We start from the raw sequence: 26,826 nt of genomic DNA on the forward strand, positions 1-26,826 counted from the left end.
CCACAGCTTCGCCAGCGACACCATCACCGCGAACAGCACCGGCTGGACCACATCCACCCGGTCGAAGCCCGGAGCGCCCTCGGCGCCACGCAGCACATCCGTCAGCGACCAGTCCACATACGCCGACAGGGCCGTCTCACACTCGGCTATCGCCTCGGCGAACACCGGCGAGGACTCCAACAGCCCCACCGCCATGCCCATCCACTGCGCACCCTGGCCGGGGAACACGAACACCGAACGGCCACGGACATCCGCCACGCCACGCGTCACACCCGAGGCGACCTCGTCCCCGGCCAACGCGCCCAGCCGCTCCAGCAGCTCCTCGCGATCGGCTCCCGTCACCACACCGCGGTGCTCGAACACCGACCGGGTCGCCACCAGCGAGTACGCCACATCGGCGGCGCTCAGCCCCGGACGCTCGGCCAGGAAGTTCCGCAGCGTGCCCGCCTGAGCGCGCAGTCCGGCCGCGCTGCGGCCGGACACCACCCAGGCCACCGGACCCTCGGTGACCTCGGCCCCGGTCTCCTCGACCGCCTCGGGCTCCGGAGCCTCCTCCAGGATCGCGTGGGCGTTCGTGCCGCTGATGCCGAACGAGGACACACCGGCCCGGCGGGGCCGCTCGGTTTCGGGCCAGGGGGTCGACTCGTTGAGCAGTCGGATGTCCCCCTCCGACCAGTCCACCTGGGGTGACGGCTCGTCCGCGTGGAGCGTCTTGGGCAGCACGCCGTTCCGCATGGCCATCACCATCTTGATGACCCCACCGACACCGGCGGCGGCCTGGGAGTGGCCGATGTTGGACTTCAGCGAGCCCAGCCACAGCGGCTTGTCCTCCGGCCGCTCCTTGCCGTAGGTGGCGAGCAGCGCCTGCGCCTCGATCGGGTCACCCAGCGACGTACCCGTGCCGTGCGCCTCCACCGCGTCCACCTCGGCGGGGGTCAGGCCCGCGTTCTTGAGCGCCTGGCGGATCACCCGGCGCTGCGAGGGGCCGTTGGGCGCCGTCAGACCGTTGGACGCACCGTCCTGGTTGATCGCCGAGCCGCGGACGACGGCCAGCACCGGGTGGCCGTTGCGCCGGGCGTCGGAGAGCCGCTCCAGGAGGAGCAGGCCCACGCCCTCCGCCCAGCCGGTGCCGTCGGCGCCCGCGCCGAACGCCTTGCAGCGGCCGTCGGGAGCGAGCCCGCCCTGCCGGCTGAACTCCACGAACATGCTGGGGGTGAACATGACGGCGACACCGCCCGCCAGGGCCAGCGAGCACTCCTCCTGACGGAGCGCCTGGCAGGCCCAGTGCAGCGCGACCAGCGACGACGAGCACGCGGTGTCCACCGTCACGGCGGGCCCCTCGAGGCCCAGGGTGTAGGCCACCCGCCCGGAGACCACGGAGGTGGCGTTGCCCGCGAGCAGCAGCCCCTCCACGCCTTCGGGCATCTCGCTCACCCCGGCGCCGTAGCCGGAGGGCGAGGCGCCGACGAACACACCGGCCTGGCTGCCCCGCACCGACGCCGGGTCGATTCCGGCGCGTTCGAACGCCTCCCAGGCGGTCTCCAGCAGCAGCCGCTGCTGGGGGTCGGTGGCGAGCGCCTCCCGCGGGCTCATGGAGAAGAAGCCGGGGTCGAAGTCGCCGGGCGCGTCCAGGAATCCGCCCTCGCGGACGGAGAAGGTGCCGGACCGGTCCGAGTCCGGGTCGAAGAAGCCGTCCACGTCCCAGCCCCGGTCGGGCGGGAACTCGGTGATGGCGTCGCCGCCCTCGGCGACGAGCCGCCACAGCTCCTCCGGGGTCCGCACACCCCCCGGGTACCGGCAGCTCATCGCCACGATGGCGATGGGCTCCCGGTCCCGCTCCTCCACCTGTCGAAGTCGCCGCCGGGCCTGACGCAGGTCAGCAGTCACCTTCTTGAGGTAGTCAAGGAGTTTTTCGTCTTCCGCCACTATCCCCAGCCCCTTGAAACACTCTGTGAGTTCCAGCTCACCACGTCAGGACATTCCGAATTCGTCGTCGATGAGTTTGAAGATCTCGTCGGCGGTGGCCGATTCGATCTCGCTGTCGTCGTCCATGTCGTCGTCCGGCGCCGTAGCGGTGCCGGACACCTGCCCGGTGCCGCCCGCGGACCACTTGACCACCAGGCCCTGGAGCCGCGCCATGATCTGGGCGTGCGTCTCGGTGTCGGAGTCGAGCGCCGACAGGGTGGATTCCAGCCGGTCGAGCTCTCCGAAGACGGGCTCGGTCGCGGGCCCGTCCGCGGGGGTGACCTCTTCCCGCAGGAATCGTCCGAGCGACGCCGGCGTCGGGTAGTCGAACACCAGGGTCGCCGGCAGCCGGGTTCCGGTGATCGCGTTGAGCCGGTTGCGCAGCTCGACGGCCGACAGGGAGTCGAAGCCCAGGTCCTTGAAGGCGTGTCCGGGTTCGATCGCCTGCCCCGACGCGTAGCCGAGGACGACGGCCACCTGGTCGCACACCAGGTCCACCAGGATGCGCTCGCGCTCCGTCTCGGACTTTCCGGCCAGGTGCTGCTTGAGCGCGCTGGCCGGGTCGGCCGTGGTGCTCGCGGCGCCCGACTCGGCGGTCCTGCGGGCGGGTGCCCGCACCAGTCCGCGCAGCAGCGCGGGTACCGGCTCGCCCACCGACGCCATGTCCATCGTCATGGGCACCAGGACGGCCCCGTCGAGGTCGCGGGTCGCGTCGAACAGCGCGAGTCCGGCCTCGGGGGTGAGGGCGACCATGCCGGTCCTGGTCATGCGGGTGACGTCGGCGTCGGCCAGTTCGGTGGTCATGCCGCCGTCCTGTGTCCACGGGCCCCAGACGAGCGAGGCCGCGGGGAGCCCCTCGGCCCTGCGGTGCTGGGCGAGGGCGTCCATGAAGGCGTTGCCCGCCGCGTAGTTGGCCTGGCCGGCGCCGCCGAAGGTTCCGGAGACGGAGGAGAACAGGATGAAGGCGGAGAGGTCGAGGTCGCGGGTCAGCTCGTGGAGGTGCAGCGCGGCGTCCACCTTCGGACGCAGCACCTTGTCCACCCGCTCCGGCGTCAGCGACTCCACCACACCGTCATCCAGCACACCCGCCGCATGCACCACGGCCGACAACGGACGCTCCGAACCAATCCCCGCCAGCAGACTCTCCACCGAAGCACGATCGGCGACATCACACGCCACCGCCTCCGCCTCGGCACCCAACCCCGCCAACTCCGCCACCAACTCCGCCGCACCCGGCGCCTCCGCACCACGACGACTCGTCAACACCAACCGCTCGACACCGTGCTCCACCACCAAATGACGGGCCAGCAACGCACCCAGACCACCCGTACCACCCGTGATCAGCACCGTGCCCGGACCGTCCAGCGTCCTCGGCATGGTCAGCGCCACCTTGCCGGTGTGGCGGGCCTGGCTGATGAAACGGAAGGCGTCGGGCGCCCTGCGGACGTCCCAGGTGCGCACCGGCAGCGGCCGCAGCACCCCGCGCTCGAACAGCGAGATCAGGTCGTTCCACATCTCGTGGATGCGGTCGGGGCCCGCCTCGATGAGGTCGAACGCCTGGTAGGAGACGCCGCTGTACTCGGCGGCCACCTCTTCCGGGTTCCTGATGTCGGTCTTGCCCATCTCCAGGAACCAGCCGCCGCGCGGCAGCAGTCGCAGACCCGCGTCCACGAACTCCCGCGCCAGCGAGTCGAGCACCACGTCCATGCCGCGCCCGCCGGTCGCATCGAGGAAGCGCTTCTCGAAGTCCAGCGTCCGCGACGAGGCGATGTGGTCGTCGTCCAGGCCCAGCGACCGCAGGGTGTCCCACTTGCCCTCGCTCGCCGTGCCGAACACCTCGGCACCGAAGTGCCGCGCCAGCTGGAGCGTGGCCATGCCCACACCACCGGCCGCCGAGTGCACCAGCACCGACTGGCCCTTCTTCAGGCCCGCCAGGTCCCTCATGGCGTAGTAGGCGGTCAGGAACACGATGGGGGTGGAGGCTGCCTGCTCGAACGTCCAGTCCCGCGGGACCCGGGCCACGACGCGCGAGTCGGTGATGGCGACCGGGCCGAACGACCCGCTGAAGATGCCCATCACCTTGTCGCCCGGCACGAGGTCCTTGACCGCGGAGCCGACCTCGGTCACCACACCGGCGCCTTCGCCACCGAGCGGCCCGGCCTCCCCGGGGTACATCCCCAGGGCGTTGAGCACATCGCGGAAGTTCAGGCCCGCGGCGCGCAGCGCCACCCTGATCTCGGTCGCGCCCAACTCCTCCGTGGCGTCGGGGCAGGGCAGCAGCGCCAGGTTCTCCAACGTCCCCTTGGCGTGCATGTCCAGCCGCCATTCGCGCACCCCGGCGGGCGGCAGCAGCGCGGTGCCCGAGGAGACCCGGGCCATGCGCTGGCCGAGCACCGTGCCCTCGCGGACCACGGCCTGCGGCTCGTCGGTGGCGAGCACCGACGGCAGCATGGCCTTGGACGCCTCGTCCTCGTCCAGGTCGACCAGGACGAAGCAGTTCGGGTTCTCCGACTGCGCGGACCGCACCATGCCCCACAGGGGCGCGTGGATCAGGTCCGGGGTCTCGTCGCGCTCCTCGGGCGCCATGGCCCCCGAGGTCACGAAGACCAGCCGGGAGGAGGCGAACCTGCGGTCGCCGAGCCAGCCCTGGATCATGCCGAGCGTGTGGTGTGTCACCGCGTGGATGGCGCCCGCCGGCTCCAGGCCCCGCTTGGCCTTGCCCTTGGCCTTGCTCTTGGGCCTGCCCTGGGCCGCCTCGTCGTCGAGGCCCGGTGCGTAGGAGACCAGTACGGCCTCCGGGGCGGCGGCGCCACCGTCGATCGCGGCGCCCAGGGCGTCGAGATCGGCGTAGGCGGTCACCTCGGCTCCGGCGATCGCGCCGGCGGCCAGTCCGTAGTGGTCGGTGCCCACCAGGGCCCAGCGCGCCGTCGCCGTCTCGGCCGGGGCGATGGCCGGTACGGGGGTCCAGTCCAGCGTGAACAGCGAGTCGCGGAACGCCGACGTCCTGGCCGTGTCGATGTGGTCCACCGACACCGGGCGCAGCACGAGGGATTCGATCGACGCCACCGGGCGGCCGGTGCCATCGGCCACCGCGAGGGCGATGGAGTCCGGCCCCAGCTGGGTGAGGCGCACCCGCAGCGTGGACGCGCCACCGGCGTGGAGCGACACCCCGCTCCAGGAGAACGGGAGCCGGGAGAGGCCGACGTCCTCCAGGGCGACGAAGGTCACCGCCTGCACGGCGGCGTCCAGCAGCGCCGGGTGGAGGCCGAAGTCGGCCGCGTCCGACGCGTGCTCCTCACCGAGCCCGACCTCGACGTAGACGTCGTCGCCGGAGCGCCAGGCGGCCCGCAGGCCCTGGAACACCGGGCCGTAGGCGAAGCCGGAGGCGGCGAAGCGCTCGTAGAAGTCGCTGATGTCCAGCGCCTCCGCGTCCGCCGGGGGCCATGCGGCCAGGTCGAACGACGGCTCGGGGCCGGTCGGGGCCAGCGCACCGGCCGCGTGCTGTGTCCACGGCTCGTCCGAGGACGCGTCGGCCGGGCGGGAGTACAGGCTGAGCGAGCGGTGGCCCGTCTCGTCCGTGTCACCCACCCAGAGCTGCACCTGGACCGGCTCGTTCTCGGGCAGGACCATCGGGGTGGCCAGGGTGACCTCCTCGACCCGGCCGCAGCCGACCTGGTCGGCGGCGCGGATGGCCAGTTCGAGGAATCCGGTCCCGGGGAACAGGGCCGCGCCCGCGATCGCGTGGTCGGCCAGCCACGGCTGGCTCTGCACCGAAAGCCTGCTGGTGAACAGGAATCCGTCCCGGCCCGCGAGCTCCACTCCGGCACCCAGCAGCGGGTGGTTGGGAGAGCTGAGCCCGACGGAGGAGATGTCCCCCGTCATCGGGCCGCCGGCCTTCGGCCAGTAGCGCTGCCGCTGGAAGGCGTAGGTGGGCAGGTCCACTCGCCGGACGTCGAGCCCGGCGAACGCCGCCGACCAGTTCACGGTGGTGCCGTGGACGTGGAGTTCGGCCAGCGCCGTGGTCAGCGCCTGGGCCTCGGGGCGGTTCTTGCGCAGCGCGGGGACGAGGGTGAGAGCGTCTCCGGCCTCGTCGGCCGTCAGGCAGTCCTGGGCCATCGCGGTGAGCACACCGTCGGGACCGACCTCGAGGTACGAGGTGACCCCGAGCTTCTCCAGGGCCCGTACGCCGTCGGCGAACCGGACCGCCTCCCGCACATGCCGCACCCAGTACTCCGGCGAGCACACCTCGGCCGCGCCCGCGGACGCGCCCGTGAGGTTGGAGACCAGCGAGATCGACGGTGCCTCGAAGGACAGGCCGGAGACGACCTCACGGAAGTCGTCCAGCATCGCGTCCATGCGGGGCGAGTGGAAGGCGTGGCTGACCCGCAGCCGGCGGGTCTTGCGGCCCTGCTCCGCCCAGTCCTCGGCGATCTCCAGCGCCGCGGCCTCATCGCCCGCGATCACCACGGCGGTCGGGCCGTTGACCGCGGCGATGCTCACCTCGGCCTCACGCCCGGCCAGCGACAGGGCGATTTCCTCCTCGGACGCCTGCACCGCGATCATCGCGCCGCCTTCCGGCAGCGCCTGCATCAGCCGGCCGCGCGCCGCGATGAGCGCGCACGCGTCCTCCAGCGAGAGCACCCCGGACACATGAGCCGCGGCCACCTCGCCCACCGAGTGGCCGATGAGCACGTCCGGGGTGACACCCCAGTGCTCCAGCAGCCGGAACAGCGCCACCTCGATGGCGAACAGCGCGGGCTGGGTGAACGCCGTCTGGTTCAGCAGCTCGGCGTCCTCAGTGCCCTCGGCGGCGAACATCACGTCCCGCAGCGGCCGGTCGAGCAGCACATCGAGGTATGCGCACACCTCGTCCAGAGCGCGGGCGAACACCGGGTAGCCGTCGTAGAGCTCACGGCCCATGCCCGGACGCTGCGCGCCCTGACCCGAGAAGAGGAATGCCGCCTTGCCTGCCGTGCCCACGGACCCCTGGACGACTCCGGGGGCCGTGCCACCGGAGGCGATGGCCTCCAGACCGCTCAGCAGCCCGTCCCGGTCGCCGCTCATGAGCACGGCGCGATGGTCGAAGACGGACCGGGTGGCCGCCAGCGAGTGGCCCACGTCGTTCAGGTCGAGCTCGGGGTGGGCCGCCACATAGTCGTACAGGCTCCTGGCCTGGGCGCGCAGCGCCTCGGCGCCCTTGCCGGCGACCGTCCAGGGGAGCGTTTCCGAACCGGTCGAGGGAGTGTCGTCCGTACGGACCCGCTCCACCGTCTCCGACTCCGGGGCCTGCTCGATGATGGTGTGGGCGTTGGTGCCGCTGATGCCGAACGAGGAGATGCCCGCCCGGCGCGGCTCGCCGTCCTCCGGCCACGCGGTCGGCGCGGTCAGCAGCCGGACCTCGCCCGCCGTCCAGTCCACATGCGGTGTGGGCTCGTTGACGTGGAGCGTCCGCGGCAGGACGCCCTCACGCATGGCCATCACCATCTTGATGACACCGGCCACACCGGCGGCCGCCTGTGTGTGCCCGATGTTGGACTTGATGGAGCCCAGCCACAGCGGCCGGCCCTCCTGCCGCCCCTGGCCGTAGGTGGCCAGCAGCGCCTGCGCCTCGATCGGGTCACCGAGCCGGGTGCCGGTGCCGTGTGCCTCGACCGCCTGCACCTGGTGGGGGGCGAGGTCGGCACTGGCCAGCGCCTGGCGGATCACCCGCTGCTGCGACGGGCCGTTGGGCGCCGTCAGACCGTTGGACGCGCCGTCCTGGTTGACGGCGGAGCCGCGCACGATCGCCATCACCGGGTGGCCGTTGCGCCGCGCGTCGGACAGCCGCTCCAGCAGCAGCACACCGACGCCCTCGGCCCAGCCCGTTCCGTCCGCCGAGGCCGCGAACGCCTTGCACCGGCCGTCCGACGACAGCCCCTTCTGGCGGCTGAAGTCCACGAACGAGCCCGGGGTGGACATGATCGTGACACCGCCGGCCAGCGCCAGCGAGCACTCGCCCTGGCGCAGCGACTGCACGGCCATGTGCAGCGCCACCAGCGACGAGGAGCACGCCGTGTCCACCGTGACGGCCGGTCCTTCGAGGCCGAAGGTGTAGGAGACACGGCCCGAGACGACGCTGCCCGCGTTGCCGGTGCCGAGATAGCCGTCGGGTCCGCCCGGGGCGGTCAGCAGCAGGCCGATGTAGTCCTGGCCGTTGCTTCCCGCGAAGACACCGGTCCGGCTTCCCTTGAGCGACGTGGGGTCGATGCCCGCCCGCTCGAACGCCTCCCAGGAGGTCTCCAGCAGCAGCCGCTGCTGGGGGTCGATGGTCAGCGCCTCGCGCGGGGCGATGCCGAAGAACGCCGGGTCGAACTCGTCGGCGTCATAGACGAAGCCGCCGCCGCTCGCATAGCTGGTGCCCGTGTTCTCCGGGTCCGGGTTGTAGAGGTCGTCCAGGTCCCAGCCACGGTTGGTCGGGTAGGCGCTGATCACGTCGCTGCCCTCGGAGACCAGTCGCCACAGGTCCTCCGGAGTGCGCACCCCGCCGGGGAAGCGGCAGCTCATGGACACGATCGCGATCGGGTCGTCGTCCACGACCGTGCCCGTCACCACCGGCAGGTCATCGGCCGGCGCGGGCGCGGTGCCCAGCACCTCGCCGAGGATGAACCGGGCGAGCACGGTGGGCGTCGGGTAGTCGAACGCCATCGTGACCGGCAGGTTCACACCGGCGGCCGCGCTGAGGCCGTTGCGCAGTTCCACGGCGGTCAGCGAGTCGAACCCGATGTCCCGGAAGGCCCGCTCGGGCTCCACCGCGTCGGCGCTCGGGTATCCGATCACCTCGGCGGCGTGGGACCTGACGAGGTCGAGCACCTCCGCCTCGCGTTCGACGGCCGACAGCCCCTCGAGGCGCACGGCCAGCCCGGTGAGCGCCGCGCCCAGCTCGGCCTCGGCCGCCTCCAGGGCCTCCCGTACCTCCGGCAGTTCGTTCAGCAGCGGACGCGGCCGGGCCGAGGCGAAGCCGGGTGCGTAGCGCTCCCAGTCCACATCGGCGACGGTGATGTCCACCTCGTCGTGGTCGAGCGCCTGCTGAAGGGCCTCGACGGCGAGTTCGGGCACCAGCGGCGGCATACCGCGCCGCTTCAGCTGGGCCGCGGTGGCGTCGTCCACCAGACCGCCGCCGCCCCAGGCGCCCCACGCCACCGAGGTGGCCGCCAGCCCCTGGGACCGGCGCTGCTTCGCCAGGGCGTCGAGGAAGGCGTTCGCGGCGGCGTAGCTGCCCTGACCGGCACCACCGACGGTTCCGGCGTACGAGGAGAAGAGGATGAACGCGGACAGGTCCAGGTCCTGGGTGAGCTCGTGGAGGTTCACCACGGCGTCCACCTTGGGCCGGAAGACCCCCTGCGTCCTGGGGATGGTGAGGGTGTCGATGAGGCCGTCGTCCAGGACACCGGCCGCGTGCACCACCGCGGTCAGCGGGTACTCGGCGGGCAGCCCGTCGAGGAGCTCCCGCAGCGCGCCACGGTCGGCCACATCGCACGCCGCGACGGTGACCCGCGCGCCGAGCGCGGTCAGCTCGTCCCGCAACTCGGCCGCGCCGGGGGCCTCCAGGCCGCGACGGCTGGTCAGCACCAGGTGCTCGGCACCGCCACGGGCGAGCCAGCGGGCCAGACGGCCACCGAGGGCACCGGTACCACCGGTGATCAGGACGCTGCCGCGAGGCTCCCAGACGCGGGCCGGCCGGGCGTCGCCCAAGGGGGCCCGGACGAGCCGTCGGGCGAAGACACCGGAGGCGCGCACCGCCACCTGGTCCTCGTCGCCGGAGCGCCCGATCAGGCCGACCAGGCGGTTGAGCGCCCGCTCGTCGAGCGCGTCCGGCGACTCGGGGAGGTCGACCAGACCGCCCCAGCGCTGTGCGTACTCCAGGCCGACCACTCGGCCCAGACCCCACACCAGGGACTGTTTGACGCTGCCGACCCGGTCGGAGCGGCCCACGGACACGGCTCCGGTGGTGGCGAGCCACAGCGGCACATCGATGTCGATGTCGCTCAGCGCCTGGACCAGGGCCACGGTTCCGGCGAAGCCGCGCGGAATGCCCGGGTGTTCGGCCAGTGCCTCCTCGTCCAGCGCGAGCAGAGAGAGCACTCCGTCGATCGCGAGCGTCCCCTCCTGCTCATCACCGTCCGCGGACGGCGTGCCGGGGGCGGCGGCCCGCAGGAGTCCGGCCAGCGACGACCGCTCCGGCTCCGTCTCGTCCAGGTCGACCCGCACCATGCGGGCACCGTGGCGCTCCACGTCCCGCGCGATGCGCTCGGCCAGCGCACGGGCGGCGTCGACCGGCGGGACGACGACCATCCACGTACCGGTGATCGGGGCGCCCTGCTCGGAGCCGGACGACGGCTGGTCGATGACGGGCTTCCAGTTGATCCGGTAGCGCCAGTTGTCGACCGTCGAGCGGTCACGCCTGCCCCGCCGGTACGACGACAGGGCGGGCAGCACCGCGCTCAGCGGCGCCTCCCCGTCGAGCTCCAGCGTCCGTGCCAGTCCTTCGAGGTCCTCGCGCTCGACGGCCTCCCAGAACTTGGCGTCCACCGCGTCGGCCTCGGAGACGAGGCCGTTGCCGAGCCCGCCGTCCTCGGCCGCCTGCGGCCAGTACCGCTGCCGCTGGAAGGCGTACGTCGGCAGGTCCACCTGGCGGGCGCCGTTACCGGCGAACACCTTGCGCCAGTCGACGTCGGCCCCATGGACATGCAACTCGGCGATCGAGGTCAGGAACCGCTCCAGGCCGCCTTCGTCACGCCGCAGCGTGCCGATGACCACGGCCTGGGCCTCGGCGGCCTCCACGGTCTGCTGCACGGGGAGGGTGAGCACCGGGTGCGGGCTCACCTCGATGAACACGCCGTGGCCGGTGTCGAGGAGGGTGCGGGTGGTGGCCTCCAGCTCGACCGTCTGGCGCAGGTTGCGGTACCAGTACTCGGCGTCCAGAGCGGCGGTGTCCACCAGCTCACCGGAGACCGTGGAGTAGAACGGCACCTCCGGCACGCGCGGTTCGAGGTCCGCCAGGACCTCCAGCAGCTCCTCGCGGATGGCCTCCACATGGGCGGAGTGCGAGGCGTAGTCCACCGGCACCCGGCGGACCCGGATCTCCTCGCCCTCCAGCTGAGCCACCATCTCGTCCAGCGCGCCCGGGTCGCCGGACACCACGACCGAGCCGGGGCCGTTGACCGCCGCGACGGATATTCCACCGTCCCAGGCGGCGATACGGTCCTTGACCTGCTCGACCGGCAGCCCGACCGACACCATGCCACCGCGTCCGGCCAGACCCGCGGCGATGGCCTGCGACCGCAGGGTGACCACCTTCGCGGCGTCCTGGAGCGAGAGCGCACCGGCCACGCAGGCCGCGGCGATCTCGCCCTGGCTGTGGCCCATGACGGCGTCGGGCTCGACACCCATCGAACGCCACAGCTTCGCCAGCGACACCATCACCGCGAACAACACCGGCTGGACCACATCCACCCGGTCGAACCCCGGAGCACCCTCGACGCCACGCAGCACATCCGTCAGCGACCAGTCCACGTAGGCCGACAGGGCCGTCTCACACTCGGCTATCGCCTCCGCGAACACCGGCGAGGACTCCAACAGCCCCACCGCCATGCCCATCCACTGCGCACCCTGACCGGGGAAGACGAACACCGAACGGCCCGGCTCCTCGACGGCGCTCGCGCGGACCACGCCCGGTGCCTTGGCGCCCTCGGCCACCGCCGCCAGGCGCTCCAGGAGCTCCTCCCGGCCGGTTCCGGTCACCGCGGCCCGGTACTGGAACGCGGACCTGGTCGTCGCCAGGGAGTGGGCCACGTCGGCGGCCCGCAGCTCCGGGCGCTCGGCCACGAACTCCCGCAGCCGGTCCGCCTGGGCCCGCACCGCGTCGTTGCTCTTGCCCGCCACGATCCACGCCACCGGGCCGTCGGCCGGCTCGGTCTCGGCGGTCTCGTCCGCCTCGACCTCGGGGGCCTGCTCCAGGATGGTGTGCACATTGGTGCCGCTCATACCGAACGCCGACACACCCGCGCGTCGCGGATGCCCGGTCTCGGGCCACGGCCTGGCCTCGGCCAGCAGCTCGACGTCGCCCTCCGTCCAGTCGACGTGCGGCGAGGGCTCGTCGAGGTGCAGGGTCTTCGGCAGAACGCCGTGCCGCATGGCCATCACCATCTTGATGACGCCACCCACGCCCGCGGCCGCCTGCGAATGGCCGATGTTGGACTTGATGGCGCCCAGCCACAGCGGCTGGCCCTCGGGGCGCTCCTGACCGTAGGTGGCCAGCAGCGCCTGCGCCTCGATCGGGTCACCGAGCGAGGTGCCCGTGCCGTGCGCCTCCACCGCGTCGACCTCGGCGGCCGACAGGCGGGCGTTCGCCAGCGCCTGCCGGATGACCCGCTGCTGCGAGGGGCCGTTGGGCGCCGTCAGACCGTTGGACGCACCGTCCTGGTTCACCGCGCTGCCCCGCACCACGGCGAGGATCGGGTGTCCGTTGCGGCGGGCGTCCGACAGCCGCTCGAGGACGAGCATGCCGACGCCCTCGGCCCAGCTGGCACCGTCCGCGGCGGCCGAGAACGGCTTGCTGCGGCCGTCGGAGGCGAGCGCGCGCTGGCGGCTGAACTCGACCAGCGACATCGGCGTGGACATCACCGTCACACCACCGGCGAGGGCCAGCGAGCACTCGCCCTGGCGCAGCGCCTGCCACGCCAGGTGCAGGGCGACCAGCGACGACGAGCACGCGGTGTCCACCGTCACGGCCGGGCCCTCGAGGCCCAGGGTGTAGGAGATACGACCGGAGAGCACGCTGGGCGAGACACCGGTGCCGATGTAGCCCTCGACGCTCTCCTGGGATCCGGCGAGGACGCCGCCGTAGTCCTGGTAGGTCACACCGGCGAAGACGCCGGTCTGGCTGCCCTTCGCGGAGACCGGGTCGATACCGGCCCGCTCCAGCGCCTCCCACGAGGTCTCCAGCAGCAGTCGGTGCTGCGGGTCCATGGACAGCGCCTCACGCGGCGAGATCCCGAAGAACGCCGGGTCGAACTGGCTGGCGCCGTGCAGGAAGCCACCTTCCTGCGTGTAGCACTTGCCCGGCTCGTCCGGGTCCGGGTCGTAGAGGTTCTCCACGTCCCAGCCGCGGTCGGTCGGGAAGGGGGAGATGCCGTCCCGGCCCTCGGCGACCAGGTTCCACAGGTCCTCGGGGGTGGCCACCTCTCCGGGGTAGCGGCAGCTCATGCCGACGATCACGATCGGCTCGTCGTTGCCGGCCACCGCGACCGGCACCGGCTGGAGCGCTCCGGTCTGCGCGCCGAGCACCTCGGCACGGGCGAACTTCGCCAGTTCGGCGGGGGTCGGGTAGTCGAACACCGCGGTCGCCGGGAGGCGCAGGCCCGTGGCCTTGCCGACCCGGTTACGGAACTCGACGGCGGTCAGCGAGCTGAAGCCGATGTCCTTGAACGCCTGCGACCCCTGCACCGCGTCGGCGGAGGCGTGTCCGAGCACCGCCGCGACATGGGTGCGGATCACATCGAGCATCACCCGGTCCTGCTCGGGCTCGGAGAGCCCGGTCAGCCGCTCCCGCAGCGCGGCGAGCGGTCCGGAGTCCGATCCGGCGCCCTTCTTGGCGGCGCGCCGTGCGGTCTTGCGCCGACGGGCGGGCTTGGCGGGGGTCTCCCCGGCGGAGGTGTCCGTGGCCACCTCTGCGGGGGCGTCGGTGGCCACCTCTGCGGGGGCGTCGGTGGCCACCTCTGCGGGGGCGTCGGTGGCCACCTCTGCGGGGGCGTCGGTGGCCACCTCGGCCGAGGTGGCGGTCTCGGCCTCCACCGGCGCCGGGGCCTCCACCTGCTCGCCGGCGACCTGGCGCAGCGTCAGCGTGTCGGCGGAGAGCACGGGTTCGCCGGCCCCGTCGACCGCGGCCAGGGAGAGCGTCTCCGGACCGGTGCGGGCGAGCCGGACGCGCAGCGCGGAGGCACCCTCGGCGTACAGCGACACCCCGGCCAGGCTGAACAGGACGCGACCGCGCCCCACACCGTCCAGCACTCCGAGGCCGAGCGGCTGTAGCGCCGCGTCCAGCAGGGCGGGGTGCAGCCCGAACCGCTGGGCGTCCACGACGGACTCCTCGGCCAGGCTGACCTCGGCGAACACCTCGTCATCGCGCTGCCAGACGGCTCGGAGGCCACGGAACGAGGGCCCGTAGACGAGGCCGTCGCCCGCGAGCAGCTCATACAGGCCGTCCACATCGACGCGTTCGGCGCCGGGCGGGGGCCATGCGGTGGAGTCGAAGCGCGCCGCCCCTTCGGCGGTCGCGGCGTCGTCCGGCTCCGGGGCGAGCACACCGCTGGCGTGGCAGATCCACTCGTCCTCGCCTTCCGGCTCGGCCACCCGCGAGTACATCTCCAGCGAGCGGGTGCCGGACTCGTCCTCCTCGCCGAGGACGAGCTGGATCTGGACGCCGCCCCCTCGGGGGAGGACCAGCGGCGCCTGGATGACCAGCTCTTCCACCTGGCCGAGGCCGACCTCGTCACCGGCGCGGATGGCCAGTTCGACGAGGGCCGTGGTGGCCAGGACCGCCTCGCCGCGCAGGACGTGGTCCGCCAGCCAGGGCTGGGTGTGCAGCGAGAGCGTTCCGGTGAACACCAGGCCGTCGGCGCCCGCGAGCGGGACGGCTCCGCCCAGCAGCGGGTGGTCGGCCGGGTCGAGGCCGAAGGCGGCGGCGTCTCCCGCGGCGGCACCGGGCTCCAGCCAGTAGCGCTGGTGCTGGAACGCGTAGGTCGGCAGGTCCACGCGGCGGGCGCCGCGCCCGGCGAAGAAGGCCCGCCAGTCGACGGTTTCGCCGTGGACGTGTGTCTCGGCGAGGGCCGCGACGAGCGCCTGCGTCTCGGGGCGGTCCTTGCGCAGCACCGGAACCAGCAGGGGGGCCGGTGTGTCGTCGGCCGCGATGTCGTCGACCGGTGCGGTCAGGCAGTCCTGGGCCATCGCGGACAGTACGCCGTCGGGGCCCACCTCGATGTACGCGGTGACGCCCTGCGCTTCGAGCGCCCGCACCCCGCCTCGGAAACGGACCGTCTCCCGCACATGGCGCACCCAGTATTCCGGCGAGCACACCTCTTCGGCACCGGCCTGCTCACCCGTGACATTCGAGATGAAGGCGATGGACGGCGCCTGGAAGGACAGGCCGGAGACGACGGCGCGGAAGCCGTCGAGCATGGCGTCCATGTGCGGCGAGTGGAAGGCGTGGCTGACGCGCAGGCGGCGGGTCCTACGGCCCCGCTCCGCCCACTGTCCGGCGATCTCCAGCGCCGCGGCCTCGTCGCCCGCGATGACCACCGCGGTCGGGCCGTTGACGGCGGCGACGCTCAGCTCGGCCTCACGACCGGCCAGCGACGCCGCGATCTCCTCTTCGGACGCCTCGACGGCGACCATCGCGCCACCGGCCGGCAGGGCCTGCATCAGACGGCCGCGAGCGGCCACCAGGGTGCAGGCGTCCTCCAGCGAGAACACCCCGGCCACATGGGCGGCGGCGATCTCACCGATGGAGTGGCCGATCAGCACGTCCGGGGTGACGCCCCAGTGCTCCAGCAGCCGGAACAGCGCCACCTCGATGGCGAACAGGGCGGGCTGGGTGAAGGCCGTCTGGTCGAGCAGCTCGGCGTCGGCGCTGCCCTCGGCCGCGAACATCACATCCCGCAGCGGCCGGTCGAGCACCATGTCCAGCCGTGCGCACACCTCGTCCAGGGCGCGGGCGAACACCGGGAAGGCGTCGTACAGCTCCCGGCCCATGCCGAGGCGCTGCGCGCCCTGACCGGTGAACAGGAACGCAGTCTTTCCGGCCGTGGCCGCCTGCCCCTGGACGATGCCCGGGGCGTCGTCGCCCGCGGCGACGGTCTCCAGGCCGCGCAGCAATGCCTCGCGGTCGGTGCCCAGCAGCACCGCGCGGTGCTCGAACACCGATCGCGTGGCGACCAGCGATTCGGCGATGTCCAGAACGCCGGACCCGGCGCCTTCCGACAGGTGGGCGCGCAGCCGCTCGGCCTGGGCGCGCAGGGCTTCCGGGCTGCGGGCGGAGAGCACCCAGGGGGCCATGCCGTGGTCGTCGGCGGGGGCCGCCTGAGTGGGCTCCGCCTCGTCCGCCACCGGGGCCTGCTCGATGATGGTGTGGGCGTTGGTCCCGCTCACGCCGAACGCGGAGACACCGGCCCGGCGCGGCTGTCCGGTCTCGGGCCACGCGGCGGCCTCGGTCAGCAGCCGCACCTCGCCCGCCGACCAGTCCACCTCGCGCGACGGCTCATCCACGTGCAGGGTCTGGGGCAGCACCCCGTGCCGCATGGCCATCACCATCTTGATGACGCCCGCGACACCGGCGGCGGCCTGTGTGTGACCGATGTTCGACTTGATCGATCCGAGCCAGAGCGGCAGGTTCTCCGGGCGCTCCTGGCCGTAGGTGGCCAGCAGTGCCTGGGCCTCGATCGGGTCACCCAGCGTCGTTCCGGTGCCGTGTGCCTCGATCACCTGGACGTCGGCGGCGGAGAGCTGGGCGTTGGCGAGGGCCTGGCGGATGACCCGCTGCTGCGACGGGCCGTTGGGCGCCGTCAGACCGTTGGACGCGCCGTCCTGGTTGACCGCCGAGCCCCGCACGATCGCCAGCACCTGGTGGCCGTTGCGCCGGGCGTCGGACAGCCGCTCGACGAGCAGCATGCCCACACCCTCGGACCAGCCCGTACCGTCCGCAGCGTCCGCGAACGGCTTGCACCGGCCGTCGGGGGCGAGTCCGCGCTGTCGGCTGAACTCCACGAAGGCGGCGGGGTTGGTCATCACGGTGACGCCACCGGCGAGCGCCATGGAGCACTCGCCCTGGCGCAGCGCCTGCGCGGCCTGGTGCAGGGCGACCAGCGACGACGAGCACGCCGTGTCCACCGTCAGCGCGGGTCCTTCCAGACCCAGCGTGTAGGAGATGCGGCCCGAGACGACGGAGGTGGCGCTGCCGGTCAGCAGCTGTCCTTCGAGCCCCTCGGGGATCTCGTGCAGCCCGGTGCCGTAGCCGGAGGTCGCGGCGCCGACGTAGACGCCGATCTGGTTGCCGCGCACGGACGCCGGGTCGATACCGGCCCGCTCGAACGCCTCCCAGGAGGTCTCCAGCAGCAGTCGCTGCTGCGGGTCCATGGCGAGCGCCTCACGCGGCGAGATGCCGAAGAACGCGGCGTCGAACTCGCTCGCCCCGTCGAGGAATCCACCCTCACGGGCGTAGAAGGTGCCCAGGCGCTCCGGGTCAGGGTCGTACATCCCCTCGACGTCCCATCCGCGGTCGGAGGGGAAGTCCGTGATGGCGTCCGTACCGGCCGCCACGAGGTTCCACAGCTCCTCCGGGCTGCGCACACCGCCGGGGAAGCGGCAGCTCATCCCGACGATCGCGATCGGGTCGTCGTCGACCCGGGCCGCCACCGCCGACGGCGCCGCCACGTCGCCCTGCGTCCCGAGCACCTCGGCACGCAGATGGTCGGCCAGCACCGTGGCACTCGGGTAGTCGAAGACCAGCGTGGCCGGAAGCACCAGCCCGGTCTCCGCGTTCAGCCGGTTACGGAACTCCACCGCCGTGAGCGAGTCGAAACCCAGCTCCTTGAACGCACGCGCGGGCTCCACCGACTCCGCGCCCGCGAAGCCGAGGACCGCGGCGGCGTGGGCGCGCACCAGGTCGAGGAGGGTCCGGTCGATCTCGGCCTCGGTGAGCCCGGTGAGGCGCTCCCGCAGTGCCGAGCCGGCCGAGGTGCCTTCGGCGCTTCCGGCGCTCGCCAGCGCTCGCTGGACCTCGGGCAGATCGCCGAGGAGCGGGCTGGGCCGCCCGATGGTGAACGCGGGGGCGAATCGCTCCCAGTCCACATCGGCGACCGTCACCACGCCCTCGTCACCAGCGACCGCCCCTTGCAGAGCGGCGATCGCCAGACCCGGCGCCATCGCGGGCAGACCGCGGCGCGCCAGGTGGTCGCCCTCGTCGCCGGCCACCATGCCGCCTTCGGCCCAGGGTCCCCAGGCCACCGCGGTACCGGCGAGACCCCGCGCACGGCGGTCCTCCACCAGCGCGTCCAGATAGGCGTTGGCCGCACCGTACGCGGCCTGGCCACCACTGCCCCACACACCCGCGATCGAGGAGAACACCACGAACGCGTCCAACTCACGGTCGCCCAGCAGCGCGTCCAGGTTGACGGCGCCCGCCACCTTGCCGGAGACCACGGCGGCGGCGTCGGCCAGCCCGGTCTCGGCCAGCGGACCGGCCGCGTTGGCACCCGCCGCGTGGACCACCGCCGTCAGCGGAAGCTCCTCCGGCACGGCGTCCAGCACGGCGGCCAGCGCCTCCCGGTCGGCCACATCACAGGCCGCCACGGTCACCCGGGCGCCCAGCGCCTCCAACTCCTCGCGCAGCTCGGACGCGCCCGGCGCCTCGATGCCACGACGGCTCGTCAGCACCAGATGCTCGGCACCATTGCGCACCAACCAGCGGGCCACCTGACCACCGAGTGCACCCGTACCACCGGTCACCAACACCGTGCCACGCGCCCGCCACGTCGTCCCGTCGGCCACGGGAGCGGCCGACCGCGTCAGACGGCGTGCGAACACCCCCGAACCGCGCACCGCGACCTGGTCCTCGGCGCCCTCGGTGGCGTCTGCGGACAGCACACCGGCCAGCCGCGCGACCGCGCGCTCGTCCAGGGACTCGGGCAGGTCGACCAGACCGCCCCACAGTTGCGGCAGCTCCAGCGCGGCCACCCGGCCGAGCGCCCACACCATCGCCTGTGTCGGGTGGCTGAGCCGTTCGGAGCGGCCCACCGACACGGCGCCGCGGGTACCGCACCACAGCGGGGCCTCGATGCCGGTGTCCGCCATGGCCCGCACCAGGGTCAGCGTCAGGGCGAGACCGCTGGAGAGCGCGGGGTGTCCCGGGCAGGGCTCCTCGTCCAGGGCGAGCAGCGACAACACGCCGCCCAGGGCAGGCGTGTCGGCGATCGCCCCACGCAGCCGCTCCCCCAGCGCCTCGGCGTCCAGGTCCCGCTCATCGGCGACCAGCGACACCACATCCGCGCCATGCCGCCCGAGCCCGGAGACGACCTCCGCCACCAGCTCGTCCTCGGCACGCGACGCCGGGACCACCACCAGCCACGTCCCCGACAGCGACCCACCGGCCGCGTCCGGAACCGGCTTCCACGCCACCCGGTAACGCCAGTTGTCGATCGTGGACTGGTCGCGCCGGTTGCGGTGGTACGTGGACAGTGCGGGCAGCACCGCGCTCAGCGGTGTCTCGCCGTCGACGTCGAGCGTCTCGGCGAGCGCTTCGAGATCCTCGCGCTCGACCGCTTCCCAGAACCGGGCGTCCACCGAATCCGCGGCGGCCGACGTGTCCCAGCCGTTCAGGGAGAGGGACACCTCGGGCCAGTACCGCTCGCGCTGGAAGGCGTACGTCGGCAGCTCCACCATGCGCGCACCGCGCCCGGCGACAACGGACTCCCACTCCACCGAGGCGCCGTGGACGTGGAGTTCGGCCAGCGCCATCGTCAGCGCCTGGGTCTCGGGGCGGTCCTTGCGCAGCCCCGGCACCACGGCCGAGGCCGCGGCCTGGTCCTCCGTCAGGCAGTCCCGGGCCATGGCGGAGAGCACACCGTCGGGGCCGACCTCCAGGAACCTGGTGACGCCCTGGGCGGTGAGTGCCCGCATGCCGTCCGCGAAGCGCACGGCCTCGCGGACGTGGCGCACCCAGTACTCCGGCGAGCACACCTCGGCCGCGTCCGCCGCCTCGCCCGTCACATTCGAGACCAGGGCGATGGACGGCGCCTGGAAGGACAGGCCGGATACGACGCCACGGAAATCGTCCAGCATCGCGTCCATACGGGGCGAGTGGAAGGCATGGCTGACCCGCAGCCGGCGGGTCTTACGGCCCTGCTCCGCCCACTGCCCGGCAATCTCCAGCGCCGCGGCCTCATCGCCCGCGATGACGACGGCGGTCGGGCCGTTGACGGCCGCGATGCTCACCTCGGCCTCACGACCGGCAAGCGACGCCGCGATCTCCTCCTCCGACGCCTCGATGGCGACCATCGCGCCACCCTCCGGCAACGCCTGCATCAGGCGCCCCCGGGCCGCGACCAGCGTGCACGCGTCCTCCAGCGAGAACACCCCGGCCACATGCGCGGCGGCGATCTCACCGATGGAGTGGCCGATCAGCACATCCGGGCGGACACCCCAGTGCTCCAACAGCCGGAACAGCGCCACCTCGACCGCGAACAGCGCGGGCTGGGTGAACGCCGTCTGATCCAGCAGCCCGGCGTCCGCGCTCCCCTCCACCGCGAACATCACGTCCTTGAGCGGGCGGTCCAGCGTCACGTCCAGGTGTGCGCACACCTCTTCCAGCGCCCGGGCGAACACCGGGAAGGCGTCGTACAACTCACGCCCCATGCCCAGACGCTGCGCGCCCTGACCCGAGAACAGGAACGCCGACTTGCCACCCGTGGCCGCCTGCCCCTGGACGACTCCCGAGGCGACTCCGCCCTCCGCGACGGCCCGCAGGCCGCGCAGCAGGGTCTCCCGGTCCTCGCCCACCAGCACGGCGCGGTGCTCGAACACCGACCGGGACGCCAGCGTGTGCCCGACGTCCAGCGCACCGATCTCTTCCCGGGCGGCCACGTCCGCGTACAGCCGCTCGGCCTGCGCCCGCAGCGCCTCCCGGCTCTTGCCGGACACCAGCCACGGCACCACAGCCGCCGACACCGACGTCTCGGGCCCGGCCGCCTCGGCGGCCACGGCCTCTTCCAGGTCGGGGGCCTGCTCGATGATGGTGTGCGCGTTGGTCCCGCTCAGCCCGAACGAGGAGATACCCGCCCGGCGCGGCTGACCCGTCTCCGGCCACACGGTGGCCTCCGTCAGGAGACGCACCTCACCCGTCGACCAGTCCACCTGCCGCGACGGCTCGTTCACATGCAGCGTCCGCGGCAGCACACCCGCGCGCATGGCCATCACCATCTTGATGACCCCGGCGACGCCCGCGGCGGCCTGCGTATGACCGATGTTGGACTTGATGGCGCCGAGCCACAGCGGGCGGCCCTCCGGCCGCTCCTGGCCGTAGGTGGCGAGCAGCGCCTGGGCCTCGATCGGGTCACCCAGCGTCGTACCGGTGCCGTGCGCCTCGACCGCGTCCACCTCGGACGCGGACAGCCCCGCGCTCTCCAGCGCCTGCCGGATCACCCGCTGCTGCGACGGGCCGTTGGGCGCCGTCAGACCGTTGGAGGCGCCGTCCTGGTTGATGGCGCTGCCGCGCACGATCGCCAGCACCGGGTGGCCGTTCTTGCGCGCGTCGGACAGCCGCTCCACGAGCAGCATGCCCACACCCTCGGACCAGCCCGTACCGTCCGCGCCCTCCGCGAACGGCTTGCACCGCCCGTCGGGGGCAAGGCCGCGCTGCCGGCTGAACTCCACGAAGGCACCCGGCGTCGACATCACCGACACACCACCGGCGAGCGCCAGATCACACTCGCCCTGACGCAGCGCCTGCACCGCGAGGTGCAGCGCCACCAGCGAGGACGAGCAGGCCGTGTCCACCGTCATGGCCGGCCCCTCGAGGCCGAACGTGTACGAGATGCGCCCGGACACCACGCTGGCCGCGCTGCCCGTGCCCACATGGCCGCCGAAGTCCTCGGGGGCGTCGAGCATGATCGTGGAGTAGTCCTGGCCGTTGGTGCCCACGAACACACCGGTCCGGGTGCCCCGCAGCGCGGCGGGCTTGACGCCCCCGTATTCGAACGCCTCCCAGGACGTCTCCAGCAGCAGCCGCTGCTGCGGGTCCATGGCCACGGCCTCGCGCGGCGAGATCCCGAAGAACGCGGGGTCGAACTGGGGCGCCCCGTAGAGGAATCCGCCCTCGCGGGCGTAGAAGGTGCCCGGGTGCTCGGGGTCCGGGTGGTACATGCCCTCGACGTCCCAGCCACGGTCGCCGGGGAATCCGCCGATGGCGTCGCCGCCCTCGGCCAGGAGCCGCCACAGCTCCTGCGGGGTCTCCACCCCGCCGGGGAAGCGGCAGCTCATCGCCACGATCGCGATGGGGTCGTCGTCAACCGGCCGCGCCCGGTGCGCCACCGCCGAGGTGGCCGCTTCGGCGTGGGCTCCGCCCAGCTCCTGCCACAGATGGTCGGCGAGCGCTTCGGCGGTCGGGTAGTCGAAGATGAGGGTCGCGGGCAGGCTCAGACCGGTGGCCAGGTCGAGCCGGTTGCGCAGCTCGATGGCGGTGAGGGAGTCGAAGCCGAGGTCCCGGAAGGCGCGGCCCGGCTCGACGGACTCCGCCGAGAAGTGGCCGAGGGCCGAGGCCGCGTGGGTGCGGATGAGGTCCAGCAGGAGGAGGCGCTGCTCCTCGTCCGACCGTCCGGCCAGCTGGTCCCGCAGCTCGTGGCCGGGGGCTGCCCGGCCGGTGGTCCCGGCCGCGGCGGTCAGGAGCTCACGCGCCTCGGGGATGTCGCTGACGAGGGCGCTGGGGCCCGCGCTCAGCATGGCGGCCATGGCGGCCCAGTCGATGTCGGCCACGACCAGGGCGGCCTCGTCATGACCGGCGGCCCAGCGCAGCGCGTCCAGGGCGAGCGAGGGAGCCATCGGGGGCAGTGGCCCGCCGCGCATCCGCTCCCCGGCGCGACCGCTCGCGGCCATGCCGCTCTCGGCCCACGGGCCCCAGGCGACCGCGGTGGCGGCCAGGCCCTGGGCGCGGCGCTGCTGCGCCAGTGCGTCGAGGTAGGCGTTGGCGGCGGCGTAGGCGGCCTGGCCCGCGCTGCCGACGGCGCCGGCGAACGAGGAGAACAGCACGAACGCGTCGAGCGACAACTCCGCTGTCAGCTCGTGCAGATGGCGCGCGCCCTCGACCTTCGCGGCCAGGGTCCCGGCGAGTTGCCCGACGGTCAGGCCGTCCAGCACACCGTCGTCCAGAATGCCCGCCGCGTGCACGACGGCGCTGAGCGGATTCCGCTCCGGAATGGCGGCGAGCACGGCGGCGAGGGCGTCGCGGTCGGCGGCGTCGCAGGCCGCCACGGTCACCTCGGCGCCGAGCTCCTCGAGCTCCGCGGTGAGTTCGGAAACACCCTCGGCCGACGGGCCACGACGGCTCGTCAGCACCACATGCCCGGCGCCCTCGCGCACGGCCCAGCGCGCCACCTGCGCGCCCAGGGCGCCGGTGCCACCGGTGATGAGCACCGTGCCCCGGGGCCGCCACCCGCGCTCCGCCGACTCGTCGCCGACCGTGACGCGGGCGAGGCGCCGGGCGTACGCCCCGGATCCGCGCACCGCCACCTGGTCCTCGCCGTCCTCCGCGGACAGCGCCCAGGCCAGTCGCGCGGCGGCGCGCTCGTCCAGCGTCTCCGGCAGGTCGACAAGGCCGCCCCAGCTGCGGGGGTGCTCCAGCGCGGCCGCCCGGCCGAGGCCCCAGATCTCCGCCTGCACGGCGCTGGTGAGCCGGTCGGAGCGGCCCACCGAGACGGCACCCCGGGTGGCGCACCACAGCCGGGTCCGGATGTCGGCCTCGGCCAGGGCCCGGACCAGCGTCAGCGTCAGGGCGAGGCCGCGGGAGACCGCCGGGTGCTCGGCGCAGGGCCGCTCGTCCACGCCCACCAGGGACAGCACACCGCCGATCCCGGACGGGTCGGTGGCGATCTCACGCAGCCGGTCGGCCAGTGCGCCGGGGGCGAGGTCGGCCTCGTCGGCCACCACACGAACGACCTCGGCACCGTGCCGCCGGAGCGCGGCGGACGCCGACTCCACGAACGCGTCATCGTCGCCGGAGGCGGGGACGACCAGGAGCCATGTGCCCGAGAGCGTGGCCGCGGGGGTCTCCGAGACCGGCTTCCAGGAGATCCGGTAGCGCCAGCCGTCGACCGTGGCCCGGTCGCGCTGCTGACGGCGGTACGAGGACAGCGCGGGCAGCAACTCGCCCAGCGAGCCACTGCCGTCGATGTTCAGCGCCTCGGCCAGGGCCTCCAGGTCCTCGCGCTCCACCGCGTCCCAGAAGCGGGCGTCCACGCTGTCCGCGGCGGAACCGCCGGAACCCGCGTTCGTGCCCTCGAGCCAGTAGAGCCGGCGCTGGAAGGGGTACGTCGGCAGCTCGACCGTGTGGGCGCCCCGCCCGGCGAAGACCCGCTCCCAGTCCACCGTCACACCGTGGACGTGGGCCTCGGTCAGCGCGGCCATCAGGGCCTGGGCGTCATGGCGCCCCTTGCGCAGGACCGGCACCACGGCCGGGGCCGAAGCCGTCTCCCCCGCGAGGCAGTCCCGCGCCATCGCCGAGAGCACACCATCGGGGCCCACCTCGATGTAGGCGGTGACGCCCTGGGCCGCGAGGGAGCGAACGCCGTCGGCGAAGCGCACGGCCTCGCGCACATGCCGCACCCAGTACTCCGGCGAGCACACCTCGTCGGCCCCGACCGGCTCACCCGTGACGTTGGAGACCAGCGCCAGGGTGGGGCTCTGGAAGGACAGTCCCCGCACCACACGGCGGAAGTCGTCCAGCATCGCGTCCATGCGCGGGGAGTGGAAGGCGTGGCTGACCCGCAGCCGGCTCGTCTTGCGCCCTTGCTCCGACCACTGGGCGGCGATCTCCAGGACCGCTCCCTTGTCACCGGCGATGACGACGGCGGTCGGGCCGTTGACGGCCGCGATGCTCACCCCGGCCTCACGCCCGGCGAGCGACGGCGCGATCTCCTCCTCGGAGACCTCGATGGCGACCATCGCGCCGCCCTCGGGCAGCGCCTGCATCAGGCGCCCCCGGGCCGCGACCAGCGTGCACGCGTCCTCCAGGGAGAACACCCCGGCCACATGGGCGGCGGCGATCTCACCGATGGAGTGACCGATCAGCACATCCGGCGTGACACCCCAGTGTTCCAGCAGCCGGTACAGCGCCACCTCGACGGCGAAGAGCGCGGGCTGGGTGAAGGCCGTCCGGTCCAGCAGCTCGGCGTCCGCGCTCCCCTCCGCCGCGAACACCACATCCCGCAGCGGACGGTCCAGCACCACGTCCAGGTGTGCGCACACCTCGTCCAGCGCCTGGGCGAACACCGGGAACGCCTCGTAGAGCTCCCGGCCCATCCCGAGGCGCTGCGCACCCTGGCCGGAGAAGAGGAACGCCGTCTTGACCGCCGACCCGGCCACGCCCTGAAGCACATTGGGGGCGGCCTCGCCCGCGGCGACGGCTTCGAGCCCGGCGAGGAGTTCCGCACGGTTCGCACCCGACACCACGGCGCGGTGCTCGAACATCGAGCGCGTCGCGACGAGCGAGTGGCCGACGTCCAGCGGGTTCAACTCGGCCCGCTCCAGCAGGAACGCCCGGAGCCGGGCGGCCTGGGCGCGCAGCGCGTCGGCGCCACGACCCGACAGCAGCCAGGTGGCGACGCCGGTGTCACCGTCGGACGCCGGGCTCGCCTCTGCCTCGTCCTCGTCAGTCGGCGGGGCCTGCTCGATGATGGTGTGCGCGTTGGTGCCGCTGACGCCGAAGGCGGAGATGCCCGCCCGGCGCGGCTGATCGGTCTCGGGCCACGCGGTGGCCTCGGTCAGCAGCCGCACCTCGCCCGCCGACCAGTCCACCTGGCGCGAGGGCTCGTCCACGTGCAGCGTCTGCGGCAGCACGCCGTGCCGCATGGCCATCACCATCTTGATGACACCCGCGACACCGGCGGCGGCCTGCGTATGGCCGATGTTCGACTTGAGCGCGCCCAGCCAGAGCGGACGGCCCTCCGGCCGGTCCTGGCCGTAAGTGGCGAGCAGGGCCTGCGCCTCGATCGGGTCGCCCAGGGAGGTACCGGTTCCGTGCCCCTCCACGACGTCCACATCGGACGGGGTCAGGCGGGCGCTCGTCAACGCGTCCCGGATGACCCGCTGCTGCGAGGGGCCGTTGGGGGCGGTCAGACCGTTGGACGCGCCGTCCTGGTTGACCGCGGAGCCACGCACGATGGCCAGCACGGGGTGGCCGTTCTTGCGTGCGTCGGACAGCCGCTCCACGAGGAGCATGCCGACGCCCTCGGACCAGCCGGTGCCGTCCGCCGCGTCCGCGTAGGGCTTGCAGCGGCCGTCGGGGGCAAGACCGCGCTGCCGGCTGAACTCGACAAAGGCACCCGGTGTCGACATCACCGTCGCACCACCGGCGAGCGCCAGGTCGCACTCGCCCTGGCGCAGCGCCTGAACCGCAAGGTGCAGGGCGACCAGCGACGAGGAGCACGCCGTGTCCACCGTCACCGCGGGGCCCTCGAGGCCGAAGGTGTACGAGATACGGCCCGATACGACCGAGGTCGCCGTACCGGTCAGCAGATGGCCTTCGATCTCCTCCGGGAAGCCGTCGACGTCCGCCCCGTAGCCCGAGGTGGCGGCGCCCACGAACACACCGCCGCGGCGGCCCTTCACCGACCCCGGAGCGATGCCCGCCCGCTCGAAGGCCTCCCATGAGGTTTCCAGCAGCAGCCGCTGCTGCGGATCCATGGCAAGGGCCTCACGCGGCGAGATCCCGAAGAAGCCCGCGTCGAACTCGCCCGCGTCGTGAAGGAAACCACCCTCACGGGAGTAGAACGTGCCCGAGCGCTCGGGGTCCGGGTCGTACATCCCGTCCACGTCCCACCCACGGTTGGACGGGAAGTCGGAAATGGCGTCGCCACCACCGGCCACCAGCCGCCACAGATCCTCGGGGCTCCCCACACCGCCCGGGAAACGGCAGCTCATCGCCACGATCGCGATGGGCTCCTGCTCTCCTGCCTCCAGCTCGCGCAGGCGTTGGCGAGCTTGGTGCAGATCTGCCGTTACCCGCTTGAGATAGTCCCGAAGCCTATCTTCGTTCACCATGAAAACCTTGCCTATTACGAG

2 protein-coding genes are annotated in these 26,826 nt (G+C 73.0%); both read right to left on the bottom strand.

The features are described from left to right. A partial coding sequence (locus ACT2CW_RS49375; RefSeq protein ID WP_445521340.1) for a type I polyketide synthase occupies positions 1–1,926 on the bottom strand: 1,926 nt, incomplete at its 3' end. A gap of 45 nt (positions 1,927–1,971) precedes the next feature. Then, positions 1,972–26,805 carry a type I polyketide synthase gene (locus tag ACT2CW_RS49380; RefSeq protein WP_445521341.1) on the bottom strand — a complete coding sequence of 8,278 codons (24,834 nt, stop codon included), beginning with the start codon at positions 26,803–26,805 and terminating at the stop codon, positions 1,972–1,974. Positions 26,806–26,826 lie beyond the last annotated feature (21 nt).

It is taken from the genome of Streptomyces sp. NEAU-174, assembly GCF_052665095.1.

Bases quoted from the DNA above. Each gene is read 5' to 3' on its own strand.
- ACT2CW_RS49380 (WP_445521341.1), bottom strand. From the start codon at position 26,805: ATGGTGAACGAAGATAGGCTTCGGGACTATCTCAAGCGGGTAACGGCA.